Source organism: Pseudomonas sp. TE3911 (assembly GCF_054062775.1).
Genome location: NZ_JBSSFP010000001.1, coordinates 5,936,387 through 5,960,061, shown reverse-complemented (window position 1 = coordinate 5,960,061; position 23,675 = coordinate 5,936,387). Strand labels below are relative to the sequence as shown.

The 23,675-nt window shown below is 60.8% G+C and carries 26 protein-coding genes and 2 pseudogenes; 9 read left to right on the top strand and 19 right to left on the bottom strand.

The genetic code is table 11. The features are described 5' to 3' along the window. Nucleotides 1-30 precede the first annotated feature (30 nt). Both ACVWXD_RS27120 and ACVWXD_RS27115 read left to right on the top strand, forming a co-directional pair. Complete coding sequence (locus tag ACVWXD_RS27120; protein WP_032884074.1) at nt 31-822, top strand: substrate-binding periplasmic protein; 792 nt, start codon at nt 31-33, stop codon at nt 820-822. A gap of 221 nt (nt 823-1,043) precedes the next feature. Beyond that, on the top strand, nt 1,044-2,936 hold the full coding sequence (locus ACVWXD_RS27115; RefSeq protein ID WP_032884076.1) for a DEAD/DEAH box helicase: 1,893 nt from the start codon (nt 1,044-1,046) through the stop codon (nt 2,934-2,936). Nucleotides 2,937-3,030: 94 nt separating this feature from the next. On the opposite strand, the gene ACVWXD_RS27110 is transcribed toward ACVWXD_RS27115, so the two are convergent. Both ACVWXD_RS27110 and ACVWXD_RS27105 read right to left on the bottom strand, forming a co-directional pair. Continuing rightward, nucleotides 3,031-3,609 carry a YceI family protein gene (locus ACVWXD_RS27110; RefSeq protein ID WP_095185113.1) on the bottom strand — a complete coding sequence of 193 codons (579 nt, stop codon included), beginning with the start codon at nt 3,607-3,609 and terminating at the stop codon, nt 3,031-3,033. A 32-nt stretch (nt 3,610-3,641) separates the two neighbouring features. After that, nucleotides 3,642-4,193, bottom strand: a complete 552-nt coding sequence (locus ACVWXD_RS27105) for a cytochrome b (RefSeq protein ID WP_032884081.1) — start codon at nt 4,191-4,193, stop codon at nt 3,642-3,644. A gap of 272 nt (nt 4,194-4,465) precedes the next feature. Between ACVWXD_RS27105 and ACVWXD_RS27100 the strand changes: the two genes are divergently transcribed. Together ACVWXD_RS27100 and ACVWXD_RS27095 are read left to right on the top strand one after the other, a co-directional pair. Beyond that, nucleotides 4,466-5,872 carry an adenosylmethionine--8-amino-7-oxononanoate transaminase gene (locus ACVWXD_RS27100; protein ID WP_457371526.1) on the top strand — a complete coding sequence of 469 codons (1,407 nt, stop codon included), beginning with the start codon at nt 4,466-4,468 and terminating at the stop codon, nt 5,870-5,872. Nucleotides 5,873-5,904: 32 nt separating this feature from the next. After that, on the top strand, nt 5,905-6,624 hold the full coding sequence (locus tag ACVWXD_RS27095) for a 16S rRNA (uracil(1498)-N(3))-methyltransferase (RefSeq protein ID WP_032884087.1): 720 nt from the start codon (nt 5,905-5,907) through the stop codon (nt 6,622-6,624). Between the two features lie 73 nt (nt 6,625-6,697). Here the strand turns inward: ACVWXD_RS27095 and ACVWXD_RS27090 are convergent, their stop codons facing one another. Genes ACVWXD_RS27090 through ACVWXD_RS27080 form a run of 3 tightly spaced genes read right to left on the bottom strand, consistent with a single transcriptional unit; the run spans nt 6,698 to nt 9,219 of the window. After that, on the bottom strand, nt 6,698-7,600 hold the full coding sequence (locus ACVWXD_RS27090) for a transporter substrate-binding domain-containing protein (protein ID WP_095185115.1): 903 nt from the start codon (nt 7,598-7,600) through the stop codon (nt 6,698-6,700). A gap of 16 nt (nt 7,601-7,616) precedes the next feature. Beyond that, on the bottom strand, nt 7,617-7,967 hold the full coding sequence (locus ACVWXD_RS27085) for a RidA family protein (RefSeq protein WP_032884091.1): 351 nt from the start codon (nt 7,965-7,967) through the stop codon (nt 7,617-7,619). A gap of 10 nt (nt 7,968-7,977) precedes the next feature. Further along, complete coding sequence (locus ACVWXD_RS27080) at nt 7,978-9,219, bottom strand: D-amino acid dehydrogenase (RefSeq protein WP_095185116.1); 1,242 nt, start codon at nt 9,217-9,219, stop codon at nt 7,978-7,980. 108 nt (nt 9,220-9,327) lie between these two features. Between ACVWXD_RS27080 and ACVWXD_RS27075 the strand changes: the two genes are divergently transcribed. Beyond that, nucleotides 9,328-10,230, top strand: coding sequence for a LysR family transcriptional regulator (locus ACVWXD_RS27075; protein ID WP_032884095.1), 903 nt, complete (start codon nt 9,328-9,330; stop codon nt 10,228-10,230). Nucleotides 10,231-10,248: 18 nt separating this feature from the next. On the opposite strand, the gene trhA is transcribed toward ACVWXD_RS27075, so the two are convergent. Next, the gene (gene trhA, locus ACVWXD_RS27070) at nt 10,249-10,866 is read right to left on the bottom strand and encodes a PAQR family membrane homeostasis protein TrhA (protein ID WP_032884097.1); all 618 of its coding nucleotides are present in this window, start codon (nt 10,864-10,866) and stop codon (nt 10,249-10,251) included. 144 nt (nt 10,867-11,010) lie between these two features. Between trhA and ACVWXD_RS27065 the strand changes: the two genes are divergently transcribed. Beyond that, complete coding sequence (locus tag ACVWXD_RS27065; protein WP_032884099.1) at nt 11,011-11,925, top strand: LysR family transcriptional regulator; 915 nt, start codon at nt 11,011-11,013, stop codon at nt 11,923-11,925. Nucleotides 11,926-12,034: 109 nt separating this feature from the next. Here ACVWXD_RS27065 and madM read toward each other — a convergent pair whose 3' ends face one another. The 12 genes and pseudogenes from madM to ACVWXD_RS27005 form a co-directional block, all read right to left on the bottom strand. Beyond that, nucleotides 12,035-12,799 carry a malonate transporter subunit MadM gene (gene madM / locus ACVWXD_RS27060; protein ID WP_032884101.1) on the bottom strand — a complete coding sequence of 255 codons (765 nt, stop codon included), beginning with the start codon at nt 12,797-12,799 and terminating at the stop codon, nt 12,035-12,037. Between the two features lies 1 nt (nt 12,800). Further along, complete coding sequence (gene madL, locus ACVWXD_RS27055; RefSeq protein WP_027606068.1) at nt 12,801-13,205, bottom strand: malonate transporter subunit MadL; 405 nt, start codon at nt 13,203-13,205, stop codon at nt 12,801-12,803. 67 nt (nt 13,206-13,272) lie between these two features. Then, a complete protein-coding gene (gene mdcH, locus ACVWXD_RS27050) occupies nt 13,273-14,172 on the bottom strand; it encodes a malonate decarboxylase subunit epsilon (RefSeq protein WP_442117677.1) in 900 nt (299 codons plus the stop codon). Beyond that, nucleotides 14,169-14,765: a malonate decarboxylase holo-ACP synthase gene (locus ACVWXD_RS27045; protein WP_260367831.1), complete on the bottom strand. Its 597-nt coding sequence runs from the start codon at nt 14,763-14,765 to the stop codon at nt 14,169-14,171. Before ACVWXD_RS27045 ends, mdcH begins: the two co-directional genes overlap by 4 nt. Then, on the bottom strand, nt 14,759-15,529 hold the full coding sequence (mdcE, locus tag ACVWXD_RS27040) for a biotin-independent malonate decarboxylase subunit gamma (RefSeq protein ID WP_181642956.1): 771 nt from the start codon (nt 15,527-15,529) through the stop codon (nt 14,759-14,761). Before mdcE ends, ACVWXD_RS27045 begins: the two co-directional genes overlap by 7 nt. Then, nucleotides 15,526-16,368, bottom strand: a complete 843-nt coding sequence (locus ACVWXD_RS27035; protein ID WP_457371525.1) for a biotin-independent malonate decarboxylase subunit beta — start codon at nt 16,366-16,368, stop codon at nt 15,526-15,528. Before ACVWXD_RS27035 ends, mdcE begins: the two co-directional genes overlap by 4 nt. Then, complete coding sequence (locus ACVWXD_RS27030) at nt 16,361-16,660, bottom strand: malonate decarboxylase subunit delta (protein ID WP_032884109.1); 300 nt, start codon at nt 16,658-16,660, stop codon at nt 16,361-16,363. The genes ACVWXD_RS27035 and ACVWXD_RS27030 overlap by 8 nt, the downstream gene beginning before the upstream one ends. Beyond that, nucleotides 16,660-17,494 (bottom strand): annotated as a pseudogene (locus ACVWXD_RS27025) (triphosphoribosyl-dephospho-CoA synthase). Before ACVWXD_RS27025 ends, ACVWXD_RS27030 begins: the two are co-directional and overlap by 1 nt. After that, nucleotides 17,495-19,165: a malonate decarboxylase subunit alpha gene (gene mdcA, locus ACVWXD_RS27020; protein ID WP_095185123.1), complete on the bottom strand. Its 1,671-nt coding sequence runs from the start codon at nt 19,163-19,165 to the stop codon at nt 17,495-17,497. It abuts the pseudogene before it with no gap. Between the two features lie 298 nt (nt 19,166-19,463). After that, complete coding sequence (locus ACVWXD_RS27015) at nt 19,464-19,703, bottom strand: DUF6124 family protein (RefSeq protein ID WP_457371524.1); 240 nt, start codon at nt 19,701-19,703, stop codon at nt 19,464-19,466. Nucleotides 19,704-19,980: 277 nt separating this feature from the next. Continuing rightward, nucleotides 19,981-20,400, bottom strand: coding sequence for a hypothetical protein (locus ACVWXD_RS27010; protein WP_032884113.1), 420 nt, complete (start codon nt 20,398-20,400; stop codon nt 19,981-19,983). Then, on the bottom strand, nt 20,378-20,761 hold the full coding sequence (locus ACVWXD_RS27005) for a polymorphic toxin type 44 domain-containing protein (protein ID WP_457371523.1): 384 nt from the start codon (nt 20,759-20,761) through the stop codon (nt 20,378-20,380). Before ACVWXD_RS27005 ends, ACVWXD_RS27010 begins: the two co-directional genes overlap by 23 nt. A gap of 211 nt (nt 20,762-20,972) precedes the next feature. Between ACVWXD_RS27005 and ACVWXD_RS27000 the strand changes: the two are divergent. Beyond that, nucleotides 20,973-21,260, top strand: a pseudogene (locus ACVWXD_RS27000) (HigA family addiction module antitoxin). A gap of 20 nt (nt 21,261-21,280) precedes the next feature. On the opposite strand, the gene ACVWXD_RS26995 reads toward ACVWXD_RS27000, so the two are convergent. Beyond that, nucleotides 21,281-21,916 carry an NBR1-Ig-like domain-containing protein gene (locus tag ACVWXD_RS26995; RefSeq protein ID WP_242461392.1) on the bottom strand — a complete coding sequence of 212 codons (636 nt, stop codon included), beginning with the start codon at nt 21,914-21,916 and terminating at the stop codon, nt 21,281-21,283. A 288-nt stretch (nt 21,917-22,204) separates the two neighbouring features. Here ACVWXD_RS26995 and ACVWXD_RS26990 point away from each other — a divergent pair, with 288 nt between their 5' ends. Both ACVWXD_RS26990 and ACVWXD_RS26985 read left to right on the top strand, forming a co-directional pair. Beyond that, a complete protein-coding gene (locus ACVWXD_RS26990; RefSeq protein ID WP_260367829.1) occupies nt 22,205-23,011 on the top strand; it encodes a 2OG-Fe(II) oxygenase in 807 nt (268 codons plus the stop codon). A 22-nt stretch (nt 23,012-23,033) separates the two neighbouring features. Beyond that, nucleotides 23,034-23,669: a LysE/ArgO family amino acid transporter gene (locus ACVWXD_RS26985; protein WP_032884116.1), complete on the top strand. Its 636-nt coding sequence runs from the start codon at nt 23,034-23,036 to the stop codon at nt 23,667-23,669. The last annotated feature ends 6 nt before the right edge of the window (nt 23,670-23,675 follow it).

Below are 23,675 nucleotides of genomic sequence, written 5' to 3'. Positions count from 1 at the left end.
TTTAACGCACGGGCGTCGTAACCTCAGGGCATGCCTGTCATTCTGAAGCTGTTGATCGCCGCGTTTTTCACTTGCCTGAGCCTGGCCGCTTACGGCGAGAAACTGCGCATTGTCACCGAGCCCTGGGCGCCTTATGTGTATGAAGAAGACGGCGCCATGCACGGGCTGGATTACGAAACGACGGTGATCGTATTCCAGCGCCTGGGGGTCGAAGTGCAATGGCAGTTCCTGCCCTGGAAGCGCTGTCTGGCCATGCTTGATCAAGGCCATGCCGATGGCGCGCTGGATATTTTCCACAGCCACGACCGCGACGCCCTGCTGCTGTACCCCAGCGAACCGCTGTCGGAAGTGGAGTTCGTAATGTTCTACGCCAACGACCGTCCGCATCCGGTCCAAAGCCTCGACGACTTGCGTGGCCTCACAGTCGGCACGTCGCCAGGCTACCTGTACGGATTACCCTTCAGCGACTCCACCTTATTCAACCGCGAGCCGGCCCCCAGCCATGAAGCCAACTTCGGCAAATTATTGCTGGGGCGCATCGACCTTGTGATCACCGACCGCCGGGTTGGCCAGCACGTGATCAAGACACTGGGCCTGGAAGGCAAGGTCAGCCAGGCCCCCGTTGTCGTCAGCCGCCAGCAGCAGTACCTCGCCGTACGTCGTGGCGCAGGCATGGACCTGCTTGTGCAACGCTTTGCCGCCGAGCTCAAACGCTTCAAGCAGGAGCCGGCCTACACGGCATTGAGCGCCAAATATGGTGGATTCGAAGCGATTACGGCGTCCGGACACACCGTTGAGCAGCAGGAAAGCGGCGCACCGTGATTGCTCTGCTATACTCCGGCCTTCCCGCCAGGCTTACGCCCGGCCGCTGAGGTCTTGAAAAAGGCACCCAACCCCGCTACTGCGCAGCTTTCAGCCCGCGCGAGCCGGTGGAGTGCCCGCCAGACGCAGCAGGACCGGACGGGATTGCGCTCCCCTAAGCGCCATTCACGCCCGGCAAGATTATCCCTTTGGGCCAAGCCCTAACTAAAACAGGATTACTCATGTCCTTTGCTTCCCTCGGTCTCTCCGAGGCTTTAGTCCGCGCCATCGAGGCAGCGGGCTATACCGAGCCTACTCCGGTGCAACAGCGGGCCATTCCCGCCGTGTTGCAAGGTCGCGACCTGATGGTTGCGGCTCAGACAGGTACTGGTAAAACCGGCGGCTTCGCCCTCCCGATTCTGGAGCGGTTGTTCCCCAACGGTCACCCGGACAAATCCCAGCGTCACGGCCCGCGCCAACCACGCGTACTGGTTCTGACCCCTACCCGCGAACTCGCCGCCCAAGTGCACGACAGCTTCAAGCTGTATGCCCGCGACTTGAAGTTCGTCAGCGCCTGCATCTTCGGCGGCGTCGGCATGAACCCACAGGTTCAGGCCATGTCCCGTGGTGTTGACGTGCTGGTGGCATGCCCTGGTCGCTTGCTCGACCTGTGCGGCCAAGGCAGCGTCGATTTGTCCCACGTGGAAATCCTCGTGCTGGACGAAGCCGACCGCATGCTCGACATGGGCTTTGTCCATGACGTGAAAAAAGTCCTCGCCCGCCTACCGGCCAAACGTCAGAACCTGCTGTTCTCGGCAACGTTCTCCCAAGACATCACCGCCCTCGCCGGCAAGCTGCTGCACAACCCGGAGCGCATCGAAGTCACGCCGCCGAACACCACGGTCGAGCGTATCGAGCAACGCGTCTTCCGCTTGGCCGCCAGCCATAAGCGCTCGCTGCTGGCCCACCTGATCACCCACGGTGCGTGGGAGCAGGTGCTGGTGTTCACCCGTACCAAACACGGCGCCAACCGCCTGGCTGAATACCTGGACAAGCACGGCCTCACCGCCGTCGCCATCCACGGGAACAAGAGCCAAAACGCTCGCACCAAAGCCCTGGCTGACTTCAAGGCCGGCAGCGTACGCATCCTGGTAGCGACCGATATCGCTGCACGCGGCCTGGATATCGACCAGTTGCCACACGTGGTCAACTTCGAGCTGCCAAACGTCGATGAAGACTATGTGCACCGTATCGGCCGTACTGGCCGTGCCGGTCGTTCGGGTGAAGCCATTTCCCTGGTTGCACCGGACGAAGAAAAACTGCTGAAAAGCATCGAGCGCATGACCAAGCAGAAAATCGCCGACGGCGACCTGATGGGCTTTGATGCCAGCGCTGTAGAGGCCGAAAAGCCTGAAGTCCGCGAACGTCCTGACGTGCGTAACCCACGCAACCCACGCGGTCCGAAGGGCGATGGCCCGAACGGCGGCGGTGGTGGCGGCGGTCGTCGCGACAAAGGCAAAGACAAAGGCGGCAAGGAAAAAGCGCCAACCAACGGCCGTGGCGAACGCCCAGCCCGCGAGCAGAAGCCTCGTGAAGGTACCCCGGCCCGTGAACAGCGTCAGCCGAGCCAACCGCCGCGCGCTGCAGCCGACCGTGCCCCGGACGAATTCCTCGACGACGACGTGGATAACTTCGGTAACCGCGTCGACTACGTGCCACAGGCCAAACCGGCCCAAGGCCGTGGCCGTCGTCCAGGTGCCCCAGCACAGGGTGCCGGCGCAGGCACTGGTGCACCCCGTGGCGGCCAGCCACAGGGCGCGCGCCAGAACGGTCCGCGCAACAGCAGCGGCGGCACCACCGGCACCCCGCCTGCCAAACGCAGCGGCCCGCGTAGCGGTGCACCGCGTGACGGCCAGGCCCGCCGCGAAGATTCGCGCAGCAACAACCGCCGCCCAGCCCGTGACGACCAGCCTCGTTCGTCCGAGCCAGCCGTGCAAAACCCGCGCGGTGGCCCAGCGCCGAAGATCATCCACAAGGAGTCGAAAGCTGACCGCTTCCCGACACCTGAGCAGTTGGATCAACTGCCAGGCCGTCCTCGTGGTGAAAAACCAGCGCTGCTGACTCGCAACCGCTGAGTTTCAAAGCTCCATAAAAAATGCCCCGCCTCTTTCGAGACGGGGCATTTTTTTGGACTCAACAAAAAAGAATGAGCCCTGCTGTGGACAGAAATTACTTCTGCTTAACACCTTCCAGCGAGATGTCCAGGTTAACAGTCTGCGAAGACGGGCCTGGGCCTTTGATGCCAAAGTCGTTCAGGTCCAGCGTAGTGGTGGCGTTGAAGCCCGCACGCTCGCCGCCCCATGGATCCTTGCCTTCACCGTTGAAGGTAGCCTTGAAGGTCACAGGCTTGGTCACGCCGTGGAACGTCAGGTCGCCGGTCACGTCAGCGGTTTTTTCGCCGGTGGATTTAACAGCGGTAGATACGAACTTGGCGTCAGCAAACTTGGCAACGTCCAGGAAGTCCTTGCTGCCGATGTGCTTGTCACGCTCAGCGTGGTTGGACCACAGGCTGGCGGTTTTCACGTCGACGGCGATTTTGCTGGCTTCAGGCTTGGCGGAATCCCAGCTGAACGTACCATCCCAGTCCTTGAAGGTACCGTGGATGAAGCTGTAGCCCAGGTGGCTGATTTTCCAGTCGATGAAGGCGTGTTGGCCTTCCTTGTCGATTTTGTAGTCAGCGGCCATCACCTGACCTGCAGACAGCAGCGCTGTACCGATTGCCAGAGCGGCGAGGGTCTTCTTCAACATGCTTTATATTCCTTGTGAGTCGAGGTTGAACATCAGGCTTTGCGCCCCAGCATTCGCGTGAGGGTCGCATCACGATCGATAAAGTGGTGTTTCAACGCAGCCACGCCGTGCAAGCCGGCGAAAACCACGAGCACCCAGGCCAGGTACAGATGCACCAAGCCCGCGTTGTCTGCCTGGTCCGGTAGACCGGAAACCACGGCAGGAATTTCAAACAGGCCAAACACCGGGATACCGACACCATCGGCGGTGGAAATCAGGTATCCGGCAATCATCACGGCAAACAGCCCGAGATAAAGGAACGCGTGGCCGAACGCGGCACCGATGCGGGTCAAGCGGCTGTAACTGGCCAACGGCGGTGGTGGCGGGCTGATCAGGCGCCAGACGATACGCACCAGCATGATGGCGAACAGCGTGATGCCAATGCTCTTGTGCAGGTCCGGCGCGTCTTTGCGCCAGGCGCTGTAGTAGTCGAGCCCAACCATCCACAAACCCAGGGCGAACAGACCGAACACAACCAGGGCCACACCCCAGTGCAAAATCATACTGACCCAGCCATAACGGGCCGGTGAGTTACGTAGCTGCATGTACTTAATCCCGTAAGAGCTGCGCCCAAGACTAGCGATTTACCTATCGAATTAAAGCGGAAAATTTTGCTTTGAAATATCGAGAAATACGATCTAGAGCGTATGCACAATAAGTTAACCAAGGATTAAGGACTATCCCTAACAAACGTGACAGTCCGTCCCGCGTTTACTCCGAATTCCCCACAATGGCTTGTGACCCAGGCCTCCATTGCATAGGCTTGCGCGATTGTTTCGCCTGCGCCGTTCGCAGGACCGCTTCGAGGAGATCACCGATGGGCTTGAACAACCAGTGGATGCAACGCGACCTCGCCGTGCTGTGGCATCCCTGCACCCAGATGAAAGACCACCAGCAGCTGCCGCTGATCCCGATCAAGCGCGGGGAAGGCGTCTGGCTGGAAGACTTCGAAGGCAAGCGCTACCTCGACGCTGTCAGCTCCTGGTGGGTCAACGTGTTCGGCCACGCCAACCCACGCATCAACCAACGCATCAAGGACCAGGTCGACCAACTGGAACACGTGATCCTCGCCGGCTTCAGCCACCAGCCGGTGATCGAACTGTCCGAACGCCTGGTCGCGATGACCCCCGAAGGCCTGACCCGCTGCTTCTATGCCGATAACGGTTCGTCGTGCATCGAAGTCGCGCTGAAGATGAGCTTCCACTATTGGCTCAACCGCGGTTTGCCGAACAAAAAGCGCTTCGTCACCCTGACCAACAGTTACCACGGCGAAACCATCGCTGCGATGTCGGTGGGCGACGTGCCGCTGTTTACCGAAACCTACAAGGCGCTGCTGCTCGACACCATTAAGGTGCCAAGCCCGGACTGCTACCTGCGCCCCGTGGGCATGAGCTGGGAAGAACACTCGCGCACTATGTTCCTGGCCATGGAACAGACCCTGGCCGACAACCATGACACCGTCGCCGCCGTGATCGTCGAGCCACTGATCCAGGGCGCAGGCGGCATGCGCATGTACCACCCGGTGTATCTGAAGCTGCTGCGCGAAGCCTGCGACCGCTACGGCGTGCACCTGATCCACGACGAAATCGCCGTGGGCTTCGGCCGTACCGGCACGATGTTCGCCTGTGAACAGGCCGGCATCCGTCCGGACTTCCTGTGCTTGTCCAAGGCCCTCACCGGCGGTTACCTGCCGTTGGCGGCGGTGGTCACCACAGATGATGTCTACGACGCCTTCTACGACGACTACCCGACCCTGCGCGCGTTCCTGCACTCCCACAGCTACACCGGCAACCCGCTGGCGTGCGCGGCGGCCCTGGCGACCCTGGATATATTCGAAGAAGACAACGTCATCGAAAACAACAAGGCCCTGGCCCAGCGTATGGCAACCGCCACTGCCCACCTGGTCGATCATCCCCATGTGTCGGAAGTGCGCCAGACCGGCATGGTATTGGCCATCGAAATGGTCCAGGACAAGGCCACCAAAACCGCCTATCCGTGGCAGGAGCGCCGTGGTTTGAAGGTGTTCGAGCATGCCCTGGAACGTGGTGCGCTGCTGCGGCCATTGGGCAGCGTGGTGTATTTCCTGCCGCCGTATGTGATTACGCCGGAGCAGATCGACTTCCTCGCCACCGTTGCCAGCGAAGGCATCGATATCGCGACCAATAGCAAGGTCAGCGTCGCCGTGCCAAAAGACTTCCACCCAGGCTTTCGCGACCCGGGCTGATGGTTCCTACCTAAATTCTTCAGAGAACAGACATGAGACTGTCCCGCTTTTTCACCGACACCCCGCTGAGCCTCGGTGACCATGAACTGCCAGAAGCCCAGGCGCATTACATCAGCCGCGTGCTACGCATGGTCGAGGGCGACGCCGTGCAATTGTTCGACGGCTCCGGCCTGGAGTTTCGCGGCACATTGCTGGAGGTCGGGAAAAAACGCGTCACCGTACAACTCACCGAAAGCTTCACGGGCCAGACCGAATCGCCGCTGCACATCCACCTTGGCCAGGGCCTGTCCCGGGGCGAGCGCATGGATTGGGCAATCCAGAAAGCCACTGAACTGGGGGTCAACGAAATCACCCCGATTTTCAGCGACCGCTGCGAAGTGCGACTCAAGGACGAACGCGCTGACAAACGCCTGCTGCACTGGCGCCAGGTGGCGATCAGTGCGTGCGAGCAATGCGGGCGTTCGACGGTGCCGGTGATTCACCCACCGCTGTTGCTGGCGGACTGGCTGAAGCAGGTCGAGGCGGATCTGAAGCTGGTGCTACACCCGGTGGCAGAGCCGATGGTCAGCCATGCCAAGCCTGCGAGCCTGGCGTTTCTGATCGGGCCGGAAGGCGGGTTGACGGACAATGAAGTCGACACCGCCCAAGCCGCCGGCTTCCATGCCGCCCGTCTCGGCCCACGGGTGCTACGTACCGAGACCGCGCCAGTGGTAGCGCTGGCCGTCGCCCAACAACTCTGGGGCGACTTCTAGCCCACAGCTGCAAAAACGACCGTAATGTGGGAGGGACTTGCTCCCTCCCACATTACGATTGAGTTACCCCTTCTTACTCCACCGGATCACTCACCGGCTTGGCAATAATCGCCTTCAACTCGCTGGTCATCGGGAATTCCAGGTTCAAGCCCTTGGGCGGAATCGGCTGTTCAAACCAGCGCTGGTAAATCCCGTTGATCTCCCCCGAGCGGTACAGGTCGCCGAGGGTCTCGTTGACCACCGCAAGAAACTGCGGATCGTCCTTGCGCACCATGCAGCTGTAGATCTCCCGCGACTGCTCCTCGCCCACCACCACCCATTTGTGCGGGTCCTTGGCTTTGGCGCGTTCGCCGTAGAGGAGCGCGTCGTCCATATAAAACGCCACGGCGCGGCCCGTCTCCAGCATCTTGAACGCTTCGCCATGATCCTTTGCGCTGATCACGAACATATTGGTTTTGTGCTCGGCGTTGTAGCTCTTGAGAAAACGTTCGTTGGTGGTGCCGGCGGTGGTCACCACGTTCTTGCCGGCAAGGTCGGTGAAGCCTTTGATGCCGCTGTCTTTAGCCGTCAGCAACTGGCCTTTCACATAAATAAACCCATAGGAAAATGCCACCTGCTTCTGGCGCTCGGCGGTCACTCCGGTGGAACCGCATTCCAAGTCAACGGTGCCGTTCTGCACCAGCGGAATTCGCGTCTGGGACGTCACGAGGTTGTACTTCACCTTGAGGTCGGCCACTCCGGTTTTCTGCTGGATGCGCTCGACAATCTTGCTCGACAGGTCCACCGAATAACCCATGGGTTTGCCGCTGTGATCCCCCACATAGGAAAACGGCACCGACGCATCGCGATAGCCCAGGGTGATGGACTTGGCGTTGGCGATCTTGCTCAACGTGCCGTTCAGCGCCGGTTCATTTGCCTGAACCTGAGCCCCAAACAACAGCCCCACGGTACAACCGGTCAACAGGATTTTTTTCATTGTTCTACTCCGTTGGTTATTTACGTACAGCGATGACACTGATTTCCACCAACACACTCGGTCGCGCCAGCTCCGCCTGCAGGGTGGTTCGCGTGGGCGCCATCCCCGGCGACAGCCACGCCGACCACACCTCGTTCATTGGCGCAAAACCGGTGCCGATGTCTTTGAGGTAAATGGTCGCATTGAGCAGATGGTCCTTGTCGCTGCCCGCCTGGGCCAGTAACCCGTCGATTTTGGCCAGCACTTCGCGGGTTTGTGTCGCGACATCCTGACCGTCACCCGGTACCTGACCCGACAAGAACACCAAGTCCTTGAAAGTCACGGCACCAGAAAGACGCTCGTTGCTGCTGATTCGATTGATGGTCATGGTTACATCCTCAAGCGGCGCGGGGCGTCAGGCCCTGCATATCAATGGAAAGGGCGTGCCGACCGATCAGCTCGGCCAACAGTTGGCCGCTGCCGCATGCCAGGGTAAACCCCAGGGCGCCGTGGCCCAGGTTCAGCCACAGGTTGCGATAAACGCTGGCGCCAATCAGCGGCACACCGGTAGGCGTGGCCGGGCGCATGCCGGCCCACTCGACCGCACGGGCATAGTCGCCGCCCAGAGGGAACGTCTCGACCGCCTGGCGCTTGATCAGGGCCAAACGCTTGGGCTCCAGGCCCGCGTCGAAACCGACGATATCCACCATCGCCGCCACCCGCAGTTGTTCGCCGATGCGCGCGTAGACGATCTTGCGGTCGTAGTCGGTGATGCTCACATTCGGCGCCTGGTGCTGCGGGCCAATCGGCACGCTCAGGCTGTAGCCCTTCAGCGGATACAGCGGCAGCGAAAGCCCCGGCAACCCCAACTCGGCGCTGCGATACCCCGCGGCCAATACCAGGTGCTGGACCGGCATCACTTCATCCGCCAATTCGATGGCTTGTACCGCGCCGTCCGCGTGACGAATCCCGGTCACCTTGCGCCCCAACAAAAATCGGCAGCGCCCAGAGGCCTCAAGCCGCGCCGCCAATCGTTGGCAGAACGCGTGACAGTCCGCGACTTCCTCGTTCGGCGTGTAGATGCCGCCGACAAACCCATCGCCCGCCAGCGCAGGCTCCAGCCGCGCGCAATCGGCGGCGGACCATACCTGCTGCTGCAAAATATCCGTGACCTTGCTGCGCGCATGCGCGAATGAACGGCTATCGCGGAAAGTCACCAGCTTGCCATTGCGCCGCCAGTCGAAACCGTCCAGGTGGTCATCCTCGCGCCATTGCTGCAACGTGCGTTGGCTCAAGGAGGCCAAGCGCAGCAGGTGCTCCGCATTACGCTTATTCACCGAACCTCGGCATGCGCCGATAAACGCCGCCATCCAACGCCATTGCTGGGGATCGAGGCGTGGGCGCAATTTCAACGGAGAGTCACCGCGCACCAGCCAGCCAAGCGCTTGCAGCGGCACTCCGGCATCAGCCAACGGCGCGACATAGCGGTAGGACAGTTGCCCGCCGTTGGCGAAACTGGTTTCGCTGCCCAGTCGGTCGCGAGCGTCGATCACCGTCACTTCATGGCCGGCACGCACCAGCGCATACGCACTCGCCAAGCCAATGACTCCACCGCCAATGATGCAAACCTGCCTGGCCATCCCCGCCCCCTCGCCATCGATTAAGTAGGCTCAAGCGTAGGGGCAGGTGACAGGCCGCCGACAATGAATAAAGATGGCTCACCTATAAACAAAGGTTATGGACTTGCCATGCGCCTGCGTCATATCGAAATCTTCCAGGCAATCCGCCAGACCGGCTCCGTCAGCGCCGCCGCGCAATTGCTGCACGTGTCGCAGCCGGCAGTAACCAAAGTGTTGCAGCACGCAGAGCTGCAACTGGGCTTCCCATTGTTCCTGCGCGTACGCGGCAAGTTGCAACCCACGCCGGAAGCACTGGCGCTGGAGAGTGAAGTGGAGAAAGTCACCGCGAGCCTGCAAGGGGTGCGGCGTCTGGCCAAGAGCTTGCGTCGTGCGCCGGGGCAAAGTGTGCGCATCGGCGCAACCCCCGCCCTGGCACTGTCGCTGCTGCCGCCGGCGATTCTGGAATGGAAGCGCGACTATCCGGACATGGCCTGTGAACTGTCCAGCGACCACAGCCGCGAACTGGTGCAAAAGTTGTTGATGCGCGAGATTGATCTGGCACTGACGCTCAACTTCTCCGGCCATCCAGGGTTGACCACCCAGGTGTTGGCCAACGGTGTGCTGGTGGCGTTGGCGTCCAAAGGCTATTGGCCGGAGACTGAGCTGCATCAGCCCCTGCCATTGGCCGACTTGGCGGGCGCGCCGCTGATTGGCCTGTCCAGCGCCGACCCGCTGGCGGCAAAACTCGACAGCTACCTGGAGAATGTCGACCCTGCGCCCCGGGTGACGATCTCGGTGCAAACCTATTCGCTGGCGCGCGCGATGGTGGAGTCCGGCGCGGGGTTAACGGTGATCGACCCGTTCACCGCGCTGGGCGCCTCGACGGACACCACTTGCATCCGCACGCTCACCCCGCCGCTGCCGATCACCCTGTATGCCCTGACCCGCGCCGACGGACCGCCGCCGCATATGCTGGCCAATCTGCTGGAGATCTTGGGCAAGCGGTCATGCGAGTTGTTGGGACGCCTCTAAGGACATCGCCCCTCTCATTCAAAGCACGTAATGCATGATCGCCACAAAGTGCAGCAGGCTGCCGCCGATCACAAACAGATGCCAGATCCCATGGGAATGCCGCAGGCGGTCCTCCAGGGCAAAAAAGATAATGCCCACGGTGTACAACACCCCGCCCGCCGCCAGCCAGGTAAACCCCGCCGTCCCCAGCGCGGCGATCAGCGGCTTGACTGCCACCAGCACGATCCAACCCATCACCGCATAAATCACAATGGACAGGATGCGCGCCTCAGAGCGCGGCTTGATCTCTTGCAGGATGCCAATCACCGCCAGCCCCCACACGATGCCGAACAGCGTCCAGCCCCACGGGCCGCGCAGGGTCACCAGGCAAAACGGCGTGTAGCTGCCGGCGATCAACAGGTAGATCGAAAAGTGATCGACCTTCTGCATGATCTCTTTTCGCCGACCTTGCACGCTGTGGTACACGGTCGACGCGCTGTACAGCACCATCAACGTAAAGCCGTAAATCGCCACGCTGACGATCTTCCAGGGGCTGCCGTCCAGGCTCGCCACCACCAACATCCACACAGCGCCAATACACGCCGCGACTGCACCGAGCAAATGGCTCCAGGCGTTGAATCGTTCCCCGTGGTACATGTGTCACCGACCTCCTGTAACCGTTAACAGCTGGCGGCAAGCCTCCCGCCTTGGGCATAAGAGTGCAAGCGTCGCATGACGTTCCGGCGACGCCGCGCGGTTTTGCGGGCACAATCGACGGCATTCGAACAAGAGCCCACGGCCATGCTGATCGACGAAGAATTCACCCTCAAAAAGCTGGAAATCTTCCTGGCGTTCATGCGCACCGGCAACCTGGCCCGTGCCGCTGCCGAACTGCAAACCAGCAATGTCAGCGTGCACCGCGCCATCCACTCGCTGGAAAATGCACTGCGCTGCCCGCTGTTCAAACACGAGGGCCGCAACCTCACCCCGCTGGAAAGCGCCTACGTCCTCGAAGAACGCGCACAGAAACTGGTGGCCGATGTGGTCGACAGCGTGCGCCTGACCCGCGAAGCCGCCGGCTTCTCGGCCGAGCGCTTCAAGTTGGGCTCGCTGTATTCGCTGACGGTCAAGACCGTGCCGCAACTGATCATGGGCCTGAAGATTCGTCGCAGCGAGCTCAATATCGACCTGATCCTGGGCTCCAACTTCGACCTGCTCTACAAGCTCAAGAACATGGAAGTGGACGCGATCCTGATCTCCCTGGATGAACAGGCCAACGACCCCGACTGCGAGCAGATCGCGCTGTTCTCCGACGACATCTTCCTCGCCACTCCAGCGGATTCACCCTTCGACCGTGATCACGAAATCGACCTGGCCGACGTGCGCGACGCGACCTTCATCACCCTCACCCAAGGCTTCGCCACCCACCAGGATGGCAACCGAGTGTTCAAGCAAGCGGGGTTCGAGCCGAAGGTGGCGATGCAGGTCAATGACATCTTCACGCTGTTGAGCATGGTCAGCTCAGGCGTGGGCTATGCGTTGTTGCCGGGACGGATTGCGGCGGTGTATGAAAACCGCGTGAAGCTGATACCGCTGCAAGCCAGGTATCGGTTGCAGCAGCAGATTGGCGTGGTATTTCTGAAAGCCAAGGAACGTGACCCAAATTTGCTGGCGTTGTTGGCGGAGTGTCGGATGTACGCCAATCGGCAGGCTTGAGATAGCCATCGGGGGCAAGCCCCCTCCCACACTTGAATGTGTTCGCAATTCAAAATGTGGGAGGGGGCTTGCCCCCATGAGGCCAAACCAGACAACACAACTTCCAAAGCTAGCCAACCAACCCACGCACAATGAAGTACAGCAGCGAAGGCCCAAGCAAACACCCAAGCCCGGTGTGGAACGTGGCCGTCAATGCACCATAAGGCACCAACCGTCGGTCCGTTGCCGCCAGCCCAGCCGTCACGCCGCTCACGGTGCCGGCCAAGCCACCAAACACCATCGCCGAACGCGGGTTATCCAAGCCCATCCAACGCGCCGCCACCGGTGTACCGACCATCACCAGGATCGCCTTGATCAACCCGGTCGCGATGGACAGCGCCATCACATCCGAGGTCGCGCCAATCGCCGCACCGGTCACCGGGCCGACGATGTAGGTCACGGCACCCGCGCCGATGGTGGTCATGCTGATCGCGTCGCGATAGCCAAACACCCAGGCCATGCTGGCGCCGACGATAAACGGCAGGATCGTGCCCAGCAGCAGCGCAATCACACCGATCATCCCGGCCTTGCGCGCTTCGGTGGCTTGCACCTCAAACGCCGTGGCAACGATGGCGAAGTCGCGCAGCATCGCGCCGCCCATGAGGCCGATACCGGAGAACAGCGCCAGGTCCGCCAGGCCTTTTTGCCCGCCGGTAATGGTGCCGCCGACCCAGGCCAGGATCAGGCCGATGACGATGGCAATCGCCGAGCCATGGATACGCCCGAACGTCAGGCGCTTGGACAGCACCACAGAAATCCACATCACCACGCCAACAAAGGCAAACGCGGTGATCAGGCCGTTATGTTCCAAACCTTTTTCGATGAGATCCCACATATCAGCGACCTCCCGCAGGCACGATCAACGGCTCTTCGGCGGGCAGAGGCTCGCCCTTGTGGGTACGGCTGATCAAGGCAATGGTGCAACCACAGACCACCACCGAACCAATGGCCGCCAGCACCGCGACCGGGCCGCCGTGCAAGGCGGTCACGACGTTTTGTTGCGCGGCCATCGCCACCACCACGGGGATATACATCGCGCCCCAAAAGCCGACGCCCATCTCGCATTCCTTGGTCATGCCGCCGCGTTTTTGCATCCACAGGCGGGCGCAGATCAGCAGGATCATGGCGATGCCCACCCCGCCCACGTTGGATTTGACGCCAAGCAACACGCCGAGCATGTCGCCCATGATCACACCTGCAAGCGTGCAGATCGCCAGCAATGCCACACCGTAAATAATCATTGTTGTTGTCCTCGAAGTGCTCGATCGAAATTGTTGTTTTTGTGATTCGACAGCCTTGGGTAGTGCTTTATCGGTGGCGGCGCTCCTCCTCTTCCAGCAGGGCCTGCAAGGTATCCAGGCGTGCGCCTTCACAGGCGATCACCGTGCCTTGTTCGAACACGCGGCGTGACAGGCCGGTGAGCACGGCGCCCGGGGGCAGTTCGATTTGCAGGCGCACGCCGCGCTCATAGGCGCTTTGCACGGTGCCGCGCCAGTCGACAACGCGGCACATGTTGAAGGCCAGGTCGTCGCAAAGGTGTTCGGGGTTGTGGATCGGCCGCGCGCGGGTGCTGCTCAGGTAGGTGATGCGCGGCGCCTTGAGCGGGACAAACGCCTGGGCCAGGGCCTCGGCCGGTTGCTCCAGCAGCGCGCAATGGGACGGCACACTGACGGCCAGGCGCTTGGCGATGCCATTGCCCTTGATGCGCGCGGCAACACGCTTCATGGCCTCGTCGCTGCCGGCGATCACGCTCTGGTTATCGGCGTTGATATTGGCCAGGTATACCGGGGTTTCGGGGCTGTGGATGTCGGCGAGGATGTTTTCGACGGTGGATAACTCCACGCCGATGATCGCGGTCATGCCGTAGCCGTGTGGATAAGCGCTTTGCATCAGTTGGCCGCGCAGGCTCACAAGCTTTACCGCATCGGGAAAATCCAGCGCACCAGCGATGACCGCAGCCGGATAGGCACCGATGGACAGGCCCGCCACGTAATCCGGGGTGCGATCCAACAGACGGGCGTGGGCAACGCCGGCAATCAACAGGCACAGCTGCACGGCGCGGGTACTGGCCAGGGCTTGCGCGGAATCGAGCAGGCGCGCGTCTTCGCCCAGGGCATCGCTGGCTTCTGCCAGGATGTCGGCAGGCAGCGCCTGGAGCATGCCCGTGCGCTGGGCGCCCTGCCCCGGAAACACCAGCAGGCTGCTCATGCCACAACCTGCCAGGGGTCGATTACAAGGTGCGCACCGCTGGTGGTTTTGAGTAATACGCGGCGGGATGGCCCGGCCCACTCGCGCAACGCGACGGCGCCGAACGGGGTTTGCAATTGCAGGTCTACGCTGCACACCGCCTTATCCAGTCGTTCCAGAAGAGCCCGCGCGTCATTGCGATCCAGCGGCTCAGGCGCGCGCAGGATCAAATCCAGATCACTCTCAGCATGCAGCGCCTCAATGCCGGTCGCCAACTCAAAACCCGCACTGCCGCTGACGCCCCAGCTTGTCTGGGCCAGCACCGGGCGCAACTGCTGCAATGCGTGCAACGCAGGTAAATCCCGCGTCGAGATCACGGCGCGCAACGCCTCCGGCACCACACGCCGACGCACCGCTGCAATCGGCATCACGGCGGCAAAACGCTGTTCGCGCAAACGTCCACGCACGCCGACCGCCACCTGGCCCGGCTCGGCGAGCGCGCGACGCACCACTACCGGGTGACCGGCGCTGATCGCGTCCACCGCCCAGGCCGGTGCGTCAACGGGCAGATGCGCCGGGGTCATGCCCCAGAGCAGGTCGTGCGCGTTCACCATTGCTCCCGCAACAACTCGCGCACGTGGCTGGAAGCGGTGCGATTAGTGGCGCCGAGGCGTCCGCTCAAATCGGGTGTGCCAATGTCCTTGATTGCACTCGCCAGACATTCACTGACCCGCACCACATCGTCCGCTGTCGGTTGTTCAATCTGGCTCACCGACAAGGTCTCCCACAGCAATCCGAGGCTGGCATAGCTGTCGATGTCATAGGCCATGGGCGGCACGCTGGCGGCCAGGGCTTCCAGCTCTTCGACACTGCGCAGGGTCACCCGCGCAGCCGAGGCCTTGCCCATGGCGTGCACCATCACACCAGGATCGCGCAGGGCGATCAGGCGGTTGGCTTGGTAACCGTGGGCCAGGAACGCACCGGACATGGCCTTGCCCACCAGCAGCGCAATCACCGGGTGGCCGGCGAGGCGAGCGCGGGCATAGCTGTCGGCGGCAGCGGCCAGGGCCTGATGGATGCCGAGGGCTTCTTCGCGACGGCCGTAGGCTTGGCTGGGCACATCGACGATGGCGATGAGCGGGCGCTTGTCGCCGCGGGCGATGGCTTCATCGACGGCCTTGGCCAGGCCCCAGCCTTCGAGCAGGCCGACTTCGCCATTGCGCGCCCGAGGGAAGCGGTTTTGCGCGTCAGTCACCACGGCGACAAAGCGCACCTTTTGCTCACCCAATACACCGTCGGCAACCCTCAGCGACGCGGGAAAACCGTCTACAGGTGGAGCGCCGGCGCTCAATGCGTTGAACCACTGCAAACCTCTCATGAGCGTTCTCCTTGATACAGCTCGCGTACCGTCGCCGGGTCGATTTGCGGTACGGCGTCCAGCTCGGCCAAGCGTGTGAGGTAATAATCAGCCTGGCGACTGCGCTGTTGGGCGGGCACGCCTTGCTGCAGCAACGCGCTGACCGTCTGTTGGATCTGCGCCACATCGTCGGCCACGTAACGGTCGGCCAGGCCGCTGTTGAAACGTTGCTCGCCACCCGTGAGGCTCCAGATAAAGGGACGGTCGCGGGAGTCGTATTCTTCCAACCCGGCTTCCTGTTCGATCACCTGCGGACCATTGAGGCCCAGGCGCGCTTCGCGGGTCACGACGAGGTAGCTGCACAGCCCGGCCGCGATGGACATGCCGCCGAAACAACCAACGCTGCCCGCCACCACGCCGATCACCGGCTGGTACTGGCGCAGGTCGACAATCGCCGCGTGTATATCGGCAATTGCGGCCAGGCCGAGGTTGGCTTCCTGCAAGCGTACGCCGCCGGTTTCCAGGAGCAGCACCGCGCGGGTCGGGATGCCCTTGCGGTTGTCTTCAGCTGCCAACTCCAGGGCGCCAGCGATTTTCGCGCCGCCCACTTCACCGAGGCTGCCGCCCTGGAAGTTGCCCTCAATGGCTGCAATCACCACAGGCAAGTCGCCGATACTGCCCTTGGCGATCACCACCCCGTCATCGGCCTGGGGCACCACACCTTGGCGGCTGAGCCAGGGCGACATGACCCGCTGGAACGGGTCAATCAGTTCGCGAAAGGTGCCAACATCCAACAAGGCCTTGGCCCGCTGCCGCGCACCCAGTTCCACGAAGCTGTGTTTGGCGAGCAAGTCAGTCATGGCCGATCTCCTCGAAACCCTGCTCCAGGCGCAAACGCACCACGCCGGGGGTGGCGCCGAAATCATGAATATCAATGTTCAGGGCGGGTGGCGTCTGCTCTTGGAAGATGCGTTCGAACAGGTGCTGCCAGCGTTGTTCGGCGCCATTCACCGAGGTCTGTACCTGAATGGTCAACGTGCCGGCCGTGCCCGGCTCCAGCAGCACTTCCAGGTCGCCCGAGCCGACGCAACCCACCAGCGCACGGCCTTTTGGCGGCTGCCCGGCGGGGAATTCAAAGGATAAGGTTTCCATCACAACGCTCCGTCGAGGCGGTCGATAAACAGGCAGGCGGCCAACAGGTCGGCGGCGCCACCGGGGGAGGCATTCAGGGCCAGCAGTTGGTGGTCCAGCTCATGCAGTTGGCGGCGCCCGGCGAGGCTAGCGCTGCCGCCAGCATCGAGCACGGCCTGAGCGCCGCGCTGCATGGCATGCAGGCCTTCCAGGCCGGCGCGATAGAGCACGCAGGTGTCGGCCAGGTCGGTCATGATCGCGAGCAAGGCGTCCAGGCGTGCGTTCTGTTCGCCTGCGTTTTGGCGGCGACTTTTGTGCAGTTGCGGCAGGCCGCGCTGCATCACCGAGGGGAAGCCAAGCTGCGCTTCTTCACGGGCACCGCGCGCGCCGTAGCGTTGCGCGACCTGGGCGCCGTGGCTCAGTGGCTGTGGGGCGTAGCGGGTCGTTGAGCAGGGCTAATCTGGCCGCGTTCAGCGTTATAGCGCGGGGCTCCAAGGCTGCCGCAGCAGTGAGCAAGCCGAGCGCCCAGATCGCGCCGCGATGGGTATTCACACCCTGAGTGGTGGTGAGCATCGCTTGCTCACCCTCACGGCCAATACGACCGAGGGCTTCGCGCAGAGGCAAGCCGACCTCACCGATTTCAATCGCCGCTTCGGCCATTTCCTTGAACATCGGCCATAACGACAGCGCCGAGGCGTGCATCAGCCCCAAGTGCAAATCACTGTGGGCGCCGTTGCCGCGACGGTCCACCAGGGCGGGTTTAGGCGACAGGTCGGCTTCATCGATCAGCGCATCGACGGCCATATCCGCCAGGCGATCCGCAAGACTGAGTTCATGCAGTTTGAGAGCTCGCATTTACCAGCTCCTGAATTTGGCGGGCGGGTTGTACAGGCCACCGGACCACTCCACCAGGTCGGCCACGCTCTTGGCGGCCAACAGCTCGCGGGTGGCGTCGGTGCGGCGGATGCCCAAGTCTTCGGGCAAGGCGATCAGGCCTTCGCGACGCATGCGTGCGGTGTCCTTCGGGTTGTGGCGCAGGCCGATGGCGGTCACCCCGGCGACGGCGGCGATCATCGCCTGGCGTTCTTCCAGGGAGCGCGCCTTGTACAGGTAGGCGATGCCTTCTTCGGTGAGCAGGTGGGTGACGTCGTCACCGTAAATCATGATCGGCGCCAGGGGCATGCCGCTTTTGCGTGCCACTTCCACGGCGTCGAGGGTGTCGACGAAGGTGGGTTTGCCGCCTTCCTGGAAGGTCTCGACCATCTGCACCACGAGCTTTTTGCCGCGTTCCAGCAGCGCGACCGGCGCATCGTCGTGGCGCATATCCAGCCACGCCGGGGTGCCATGGCGGCGACCGCGCGGGTCGTGGCCCATGTTCGGCGCCCCTCCGAAACCGGCGAGGCGGCCACGGGTAACGGTGCTGGAATGGCCGTCGCCGTCGACTTGCAGGGTGGCGCCGATAAACAGGTCCACTGCGTACTGGCCGGCCAATTGGCAGAACATGCGGTTGGAGCGCATCGAACCGTCGCGGCCGGTGAAGAACACATCCGGGCGGGCGGCGATGTAGTTCTCCATGCCCAGTTCGGTGCCAAAGCAATGCACGCTTTCCACCCAACCGCTTTCGATGGCGGGGATCAGCGTGGGGTGCGGGTTGAGGGTCCAGTTGCGGCAGATCTTGCCCTTAAGGCCCAGGGATTCGCCGTAGGTGGGCAGGATCAATTCGATGGCGGCGGTGTTGAAACCGATGCCGTGGTTGAGCGATTGCACATTGTGTTTTTCGTAGATGCCACGGATCGCCATCATCGCCATCAACACATGCACCGGTTTGATATGGCGCGGGTCGCGGGTGAACAGCGGCTCGATGTAGAACGGCTTGTCGGCCACCACCACAAAATCCACCCAACTGGCAGGAATGTCGACGCGAGGCAAATCGGTGACGTCATCCACCAACTGGTTGACCTGCACGATCACGATGCCATCGCTGAACGCGGCGGGTTCGATCAGCGCCGGAGTGTCTTCGGTGCTGGCGCCGGTGTAGATATTGCCGGCGCGGTCGGCCATGAAACCGGCGGAGAGCACCACGTTGGGGATCAGGTCCACCACCAGCCGTGCATAGAGTTCGATGTAGGTGTGGATCGCGCCGATTTCCAGCAGGCCGTCTTCCAGCAACTGGCTGATGCGCAGGGATTGGGTGCCGGCGAAGGAGAAATCCAGCTTGCGGGCGATGCCCTTTTCAAACAGGTCCAGGTGCTCGGACCGCCCGACACTGGGCATGATCATGTGCAAATCGTGAAGCTTGGCCGGGTCGGCCTTGGCCAGCGAGCGCGAGAGGAAGTCGGCTTGCTTCTGGTTGTTGCCTTCCAGCACCACGCGGTCGCCGGGGAGGATCAGCGCCTCAAGCGCCTCGACAATCTTGTCACTGGGCAGCACCGCGCCGTCTGCGTACTTTTTGACCAGCCCGAGCCGCCGCTGCTTCTCGTCGCGCCGCCGCGTCCAGCGCGAGTCGGGGGTTATTGTTGTTGTCATGGTCGCTCCACGAGGTTAGCTGTCGTGAGGCTTACCTTAGGAGTGAATCCGGGAGCCATCAATCAAGCTTAGCGATGGATCGTTACGGTTAGAGTAATGGAACATAAGCAAACACTGACCTGAGCCCAAAGAAGATCAACATGTGGGAGGGGGCTTGCTCCCGATGGCGGTGTGTCAGCTAAGTGATGTTTCAACTGACACTCAGCCATCGGGGGCAAGCCCCCTCCCACATTTGCTCACTGATGTCTGTGAGAGTGCGGTCTCAAAAAAAGACTGATCAGTCCCTGCTTGGGACCTTTTACAGCGAAGGGCTGACCTGCTCCAGCGCCCGATCCACCAACAACTGCCCCAACTCGGCCATTTGCTGGATCCCGAGCAAGATGGCGCGCTGGGAAGTGTCCAGGTCGAAGGCCAGGTTGCAGGTGAGTGCGTTGAGGGAGGACAGGGTTTCGCTGGCGTTGACCAGCAGGGTTTCGGTGTTTTGGTGGGGGTTTACGGTGAAGAGGTTTGCGGGAGGATTGGGGGTAGGTTTGACCATGATTTACAACGCCGATATGTGATGGAGGCTGCGCTCTTTCGCTTGCACGCGAATTAAGGTGGCAGCGGTGCGCCGGTGTGCAAGACCGGGCATATCGGACCCCGGCAGACCCCGAAGGATCTCCCACGCACAGCCGCCATAACAAATACAGCAGGCATAAAAAACACCCGTTGAATGGCTATGGGCGTTGGTGCGCCGAAGACTAGGCGCGCGGACTGCACGCGACAAGTTCATGCACGGCCCAAAATCGTGCAGGAAAAATCCGAAGCCAGCAGGCCTACAACCTCATGTCGATGCTCACAGCCCCCAAAGCTTCAAGCGGGTAGCTGCGGTACTCATAAACCTCCCCACGGACAATGAGGTGGATGACTCCATCCACCTGGTTCACTTGCACATCAGGCTCTTTGGTTTTTAGAAATGGATGTGCCGAGACCAGTGACGTGAGTATTTCGTGATCATTACGCAGGTCCTTATGCACGTAGTACCTGTAGGAAAAGCCCACCGTCGCGCCGCCCTGCCCGTCACGCGCACCATAAATTGAGCTGCCATTGCCCAAGGAGTGCTTCAAAACCACTTCGTCCAGGTCAGGCGTACCGGATGACATGATCCAATTGCCCCCGATGTATATCAGGCAGGCCACCAGAAGACAGTTACGCAGGACCGGCAAGAGCCCCTTAGTGGCCCTGAGAAATTGCATACTCAATCCCCCTCTTTATCCAATATTGATCTTGGGGATCATCGCCAAAAGGGTCACCGCCCCACCATGATCCAAACTCCGGCTTGGTGGTTTTTGCGAATGTTTGAGCGACGCCGGCTGCCCGCAACAGAACATGCTCGGGAATACCGAGTACCGTACCTGTAGCACCATAATTGAAATTACCAAAAGCTTCGTACTGACGCCCTCGCTTCTTGTAGTTCCATGGACCGGCTGCACGAACCTGGGAATAAAACCACGAATAGGCGAATGCCGAACCGGGCTTGAGATGAGTGCCCTTGCACTTGGCTGTCGCCATGTTTTCAAGTATTGAAACACCAGGCGGCATTAACGGTACGATCATTTTCGGGGCCTTGGTGGCAGTGAGGAGCGTAGAACTTAGCCACCGCGCTCAGGCCTGGAAACCCGATAAATCCAAATGCAGAACTCGCCGACAATAACCGCACTCCATTCCTACAAGATGTTCAGGTTGTTGCTCGGAACCTGTCTCTCTAGCCTTTTTTCGTCCAAGCCCACCACGGGCGACCATCGTGAATCCGAACTCTAAACCCAATCTGCGTATGCACAACCCACCTCACCCAGGCGAAATTCTGCTTGAGGATGTAGTCCCGGCCCTCGGTATTGCTATCACCGAAATGGCCAGGCGCCTTGGCTTCGCCCGCGATACTTTTTCAAGGATCTTGCATGGCCACGCCCCCGTAAGCCCGGACCTTGCCGTCCGGTTGGAGCGAGTCGGCGTAAGTACTGCGCAGTTATGATTATCGATGCAAAGCGCCTACGACTTGTGGCAGGCCGAGCATCGGGAGCAGCCGATGCTTGAGCCGTTTGCGCGGATTGATTAAGGAAAAATCCGACCGGACGCTCAACGTGCCATGACGTTAACCACCACATGCAAAATGAACGCAGGCCCGTAACAAGGTTTCCCCTGTTCATCCTCGATTCTCCAGACTGAAGCCACCGTACAAGTCTCCCTGGGTGCTGCAAATTCCACACTGATATGCACCGGCTGGCCCGGCAGCGTATCGGCAATCGGGAGCTCGCTGTGCAGGCTGCGCAGATGAATATCCATCACTACCTCCAACTGGCCTTGTGGATCTGCGCGGCGGGCAATAACGTATTCCCCATCAACACGCACCAGTCGTCGCCCGCGCCAGGGTCGTGTGCCCAGGTTCTGAATCTCCCAGGTTTTCTGAAAAACTTCCCCCGGCAACACGACGGTTTGATCAGGCGTCGTGACATCGGCATTGAACACCGCAACGTCCTCCGGATCATCAATACCTGCAGCCCGATTGGTGGTAGCCATTGAGCACGCATTACCGGGCGCACCTGTCAGGTCAGCGAAGTAGCGAAACAGCAGCAAGGGAGAAACCTGCAATGCCTTCGCCAGCTTGATCAGCGTGCGCACCGACGGGTCCCTGGAAGCTCCAGCCGATAGACCGTACAGGTAGGTTCTGGAAATTCCCGCCTCCTTGGCCAGCGCAGTCAGGGGCTTGCCCAACTCTCGGCTGCGCCGTGCAACCAGCGACCTGAGGGTATCTCGCGTTCTTATATTCATACGAAGTTTGCGGTTCCCATTTTTAGGTGAACGTCATTTCTTTGTCCGCCAAAAAAGACAACCTGTCCGCCGCCACGTGTCTTGAACCATGCACACTCGCCGCCTGCTGGCGAAGTTGTGAAGGACATGGATGGGGCCCTTTTAGTCAGTCATATCCAGTGTCGTAGTTTCTCGCCTGCTTGCGAACCCAGTGTTTGTTGCATTCCTTTACATCTACCTTTGGATATAGCCATGAACCACATCAAAGCGTGCTGTAAATCCGTTGCTCAAACAGGCTTTGGCACCCTGCAAATATCAGAAGCGATGCTGCTGGATTACAAAAAAATCGTTGAGGGATACTCCGCAATATCGCCAGCCACCAAGGCCTCGTTTTCCTTCGCGAAAGACACCGATGGATTTTTCCCCTTTGGCGCTGAGTACTCGAGCCTTGAGGATCAGCCAGACCTGTGTGAGCGATTTTGTTACTGGCCTGCGCAGTCATCAAAACGAAGAGCGTTTGAATTCACACGAAGTGAATTTTTTGCCGCCGTTAATGCTTTTGAACAACAGATCAGCGAGCTTGCCCAGGAATTGATGGACGGAATTTGCGCGGAGTTTGGAGCCACTTCGTTGAACTCTTTGCGTGCAACGTCCTATCTGCAACTGTGTGTCTATGGAGCTAATTCCGGGTCGGGTCAGCGCCAGTTTGCTCAGGACCCTCATGAGGATGGTCATCTGTTGTCATTTATCAAGCCGACTCGTGATGGCCTCGTCCTGGTTCGAGGCAGCTCGCTGGAGCCGGTACGCCTCTTGGAGAACGAGGTTGCAATCTTGGCCGGATCGTTACTGACTGACCTCTCAGACTATGCAATTTCCGCTGCATACCACGCGGTTCTGACTCCTCGGAGACCAATGCCACGCAGCTCTCTCATTTACTTCGTCAACCCTGATGCAGAGCAGGAACTGAAAGGCTTTTTCCGCCACCAGCCGATCGACTTGAAAAGCGCCGCCAACGCGCGCCATACCGGTTTCGGTAATCAACCCCTTCAATTGAACTGATACCCAGGCGGTCGAGCACTTCATGACTCCAGACCTCAACGTCTTTTATCTCGAAGGTCTTCTACTGGGCATCGGACTGTTCGCCGCTCCTGGACCGAAGGACACCCTGGTTATTCGCCAGGGTGTCAGTCGCAGCCCTGTCTGGGGTGTGGTGGCGGTATGCGTGTTCGCCGATATCATCCTCATCGCTCTTGGGGTCATGGGCTTGGGCTCGTTGCTCGGCAGCAAGCCAGGTTTGGTGGCGTTACTGCTGCTGTCGGGAGCGGCCTATCTGTTGTGGTTTGGCTGGCAGCGGTTATTGGCTTGTGTGCGTAACCAGTCGATGCCAGATACTCAAAGCAACCTCACCTCACAGCGCGGATTACTGCGCACGGCGGTGATACTTGGATTTGCCAATCCGTATGCTTGGCTGGATACCGTGGTGCTAATTGGCTCTATTGGTGCGGCAAAGCCCGTCAGCCAACAAGCGTTCTTTGCCGGCGGAGCAATGACCGCGTCGCTGGTATGGTTTGTGGTTTTGGCGTTGGGATGCCAAAGGTTGACGGGGCTATTTCGTTCGGCAAAGGTCTGGCGTTTGTTGGACGCCGGCGTGGTGATTTTGATGGTGTACCTCGCGGGTATGCTGATTGCTGATTTTCATCTGCTGCAGCGTCTCTGAACGGGA

Coding starts and splice junctions, on each gene's coding strand:
- ACVWXD_RS27015 (WP_457371524.1), bottom strand. CDS start 19,703: ATGGTCAAACCTACCCCCAATCCTCCCGCAAACCTCTTCACCGTAAAC.
- ACVWXD_RS27120 (WP_032884074.1), top strand. CDS start 31: ATGCCTGTCATTCTGAAGCTGTTGATCGCCGCGTTTTTCACTTGCCTG.
- ACVWXD_RS27105 (WP_032884081.1), bottom strand. CDS start 4,193: ATGCAGCTACGTAACTCACCGGCCCGTTATGGCTGGGTCAGTATGATT.
- madM (WP_032884101.1), bottom strand. CDS start 12,799: ATGTGGGATCTCATCGAAAAAGGTTTGGAACATAACGGCCTGATCACC.
- ACVWXD_RS27045 (WP_260367831.1), bottom strand. CDS start 14,765: ATGGTGAACGCGCACGACCTGCTCTGGGGCATGACCCCGGCGCATCTG.
- ACVWXD_RS27085 (WP_032884091.1), bottom strand. CDS start 7,967: ATGACCATCAATCGAATCAGCAGCAACGAGCGTCTTTCTGGTGCCGTG.
- ACVWXD_RS27080 (WP_095185116.1), bottom strand. CDS start 9,219: ATGGCCAGGCAGGTTTGCATCATTGGCGGTGGAGTCATTGGCTTGGCG.
- madL (WP_027606068.1), bottom strand. CDS start 13,205: ATGATTATTTACGGTGTGGCATTGCTGGCGATCTGCACGCTTGCAGGT.
- ACVWXD_RS27075 (WP_032884095.1), top strand. CDS start 9,328: ATGCGCCTGCGTCATATCGAAATCTTCCAGGCAATCCGCCAGACCGGC.
- ACVWXD_RS27030 (WP_032884109.1), bottom strand. CDS start 16,660: ATGGAAACCTTATCCTTTGAATTCCCCGCCGGGCAGCCGCCAAAAGGC.
- mdcA (WP_095185123.1), bottom strand. CDS start 19,165: ATGACAACAACAATAACCCCCGACTCGCGCTGGACGCGGCGGCGCGAC.
- ACVWXD_RS27010 (WP_032884113.1), bottom strand. CDS start 20,400: ATGCAATTTCTCAGGGCCACTAAGGGGCTCTTGCCGGTCCTGCGTAAC.
- ACVWXD_RS27005 (WP_457371523.1), bottom strand. CDS start 20,761: ATGATCGTACCGTTAATGCCGCCTGGTGTTTCAATACTTGAAAACATG.
- ACVWXD_RS27110 (WP_095185113.1), bottom strand. CDS start 3,609: ATGTTGAAGAAGACCCTCGCCGCTCTGGCAATCGGTACAGCGCTGCTG.
- ACVWXD_RS27095 (WP_032884087.1), top strand. CDS start 5,905: ATGAGACTGTCCCGCTTTTTCACCGACACCCCGCTGAGCCTCGGTGAC.
- ACVWXD_RS27090 (WP_095185115.1), bottom strand. CDS start 7,600: ATGAAAAAAATCCTGTTGACCGGTTGTACCGTGGGGCTGTTGTTTGGG.
- ACVWXD_RS26985 (WP_032884116.1), top strand. CDS start 23,034: ATGACTCCAGACCTCAACGTCTTTTATCTCGAAGGTCTTCTACTGGGC.
- ACVWXD_RS27115 (WP_032884076.1), top strand. CDS start 1,044: ATGTCCTTTGCTTCCCTCGGTCTCTCCGAGGCTTTAGTCCGCGCCATC.
- ACVWXD_RS27035 (WP_457371525.1), bottom strand. CDS start 16,368: ATGACTGACTTGCTCGCCAAACACAGCTTCGTGGAACTGGGTGCGCGG.
- ACVWXD_RS27100 (WP_457371526.1), top strand. CDS start 4,466: ATGGGCTTGAACAACCAGTGGATGCAACGCGACCTCGCCGTGCTGTGG.
- mdcE (WP_181642956.1), bottom strand. CDS start 15,529: ATGAGAGGTTTGCAGTGGTTCAACGCATTGAGCGCCGGCGCTCCACCT.
- trhA (WP_032884097.1), bottom strand. CDS start 10,866: ATGTACCACGGGGAACGATTCAACGCCTGGAGCCATTTGCTCGGTGCA.
- mdcH (WP_442117677.1), bottom strand. CDS start 14,172: ATGAGCAGCCTGCTGGTGTTTCCGGGGCAGGGCGCCCAGCGCACGGGC.
- ACVWXD_RS27065 (WP_032884099.1), top strand. CDS start 11,011: ATGCTGATCGACGAAGAATTCACCCTCAAAAAGCTGGAAATCTTCCTG.
- ACVWXD_RS26990 (WP_260367829.1), top strand. CDS start 22,205: ATGAACCACATCAAAGCGTGCTGTAAATCCGTTGCTCAAACAGGCTTT.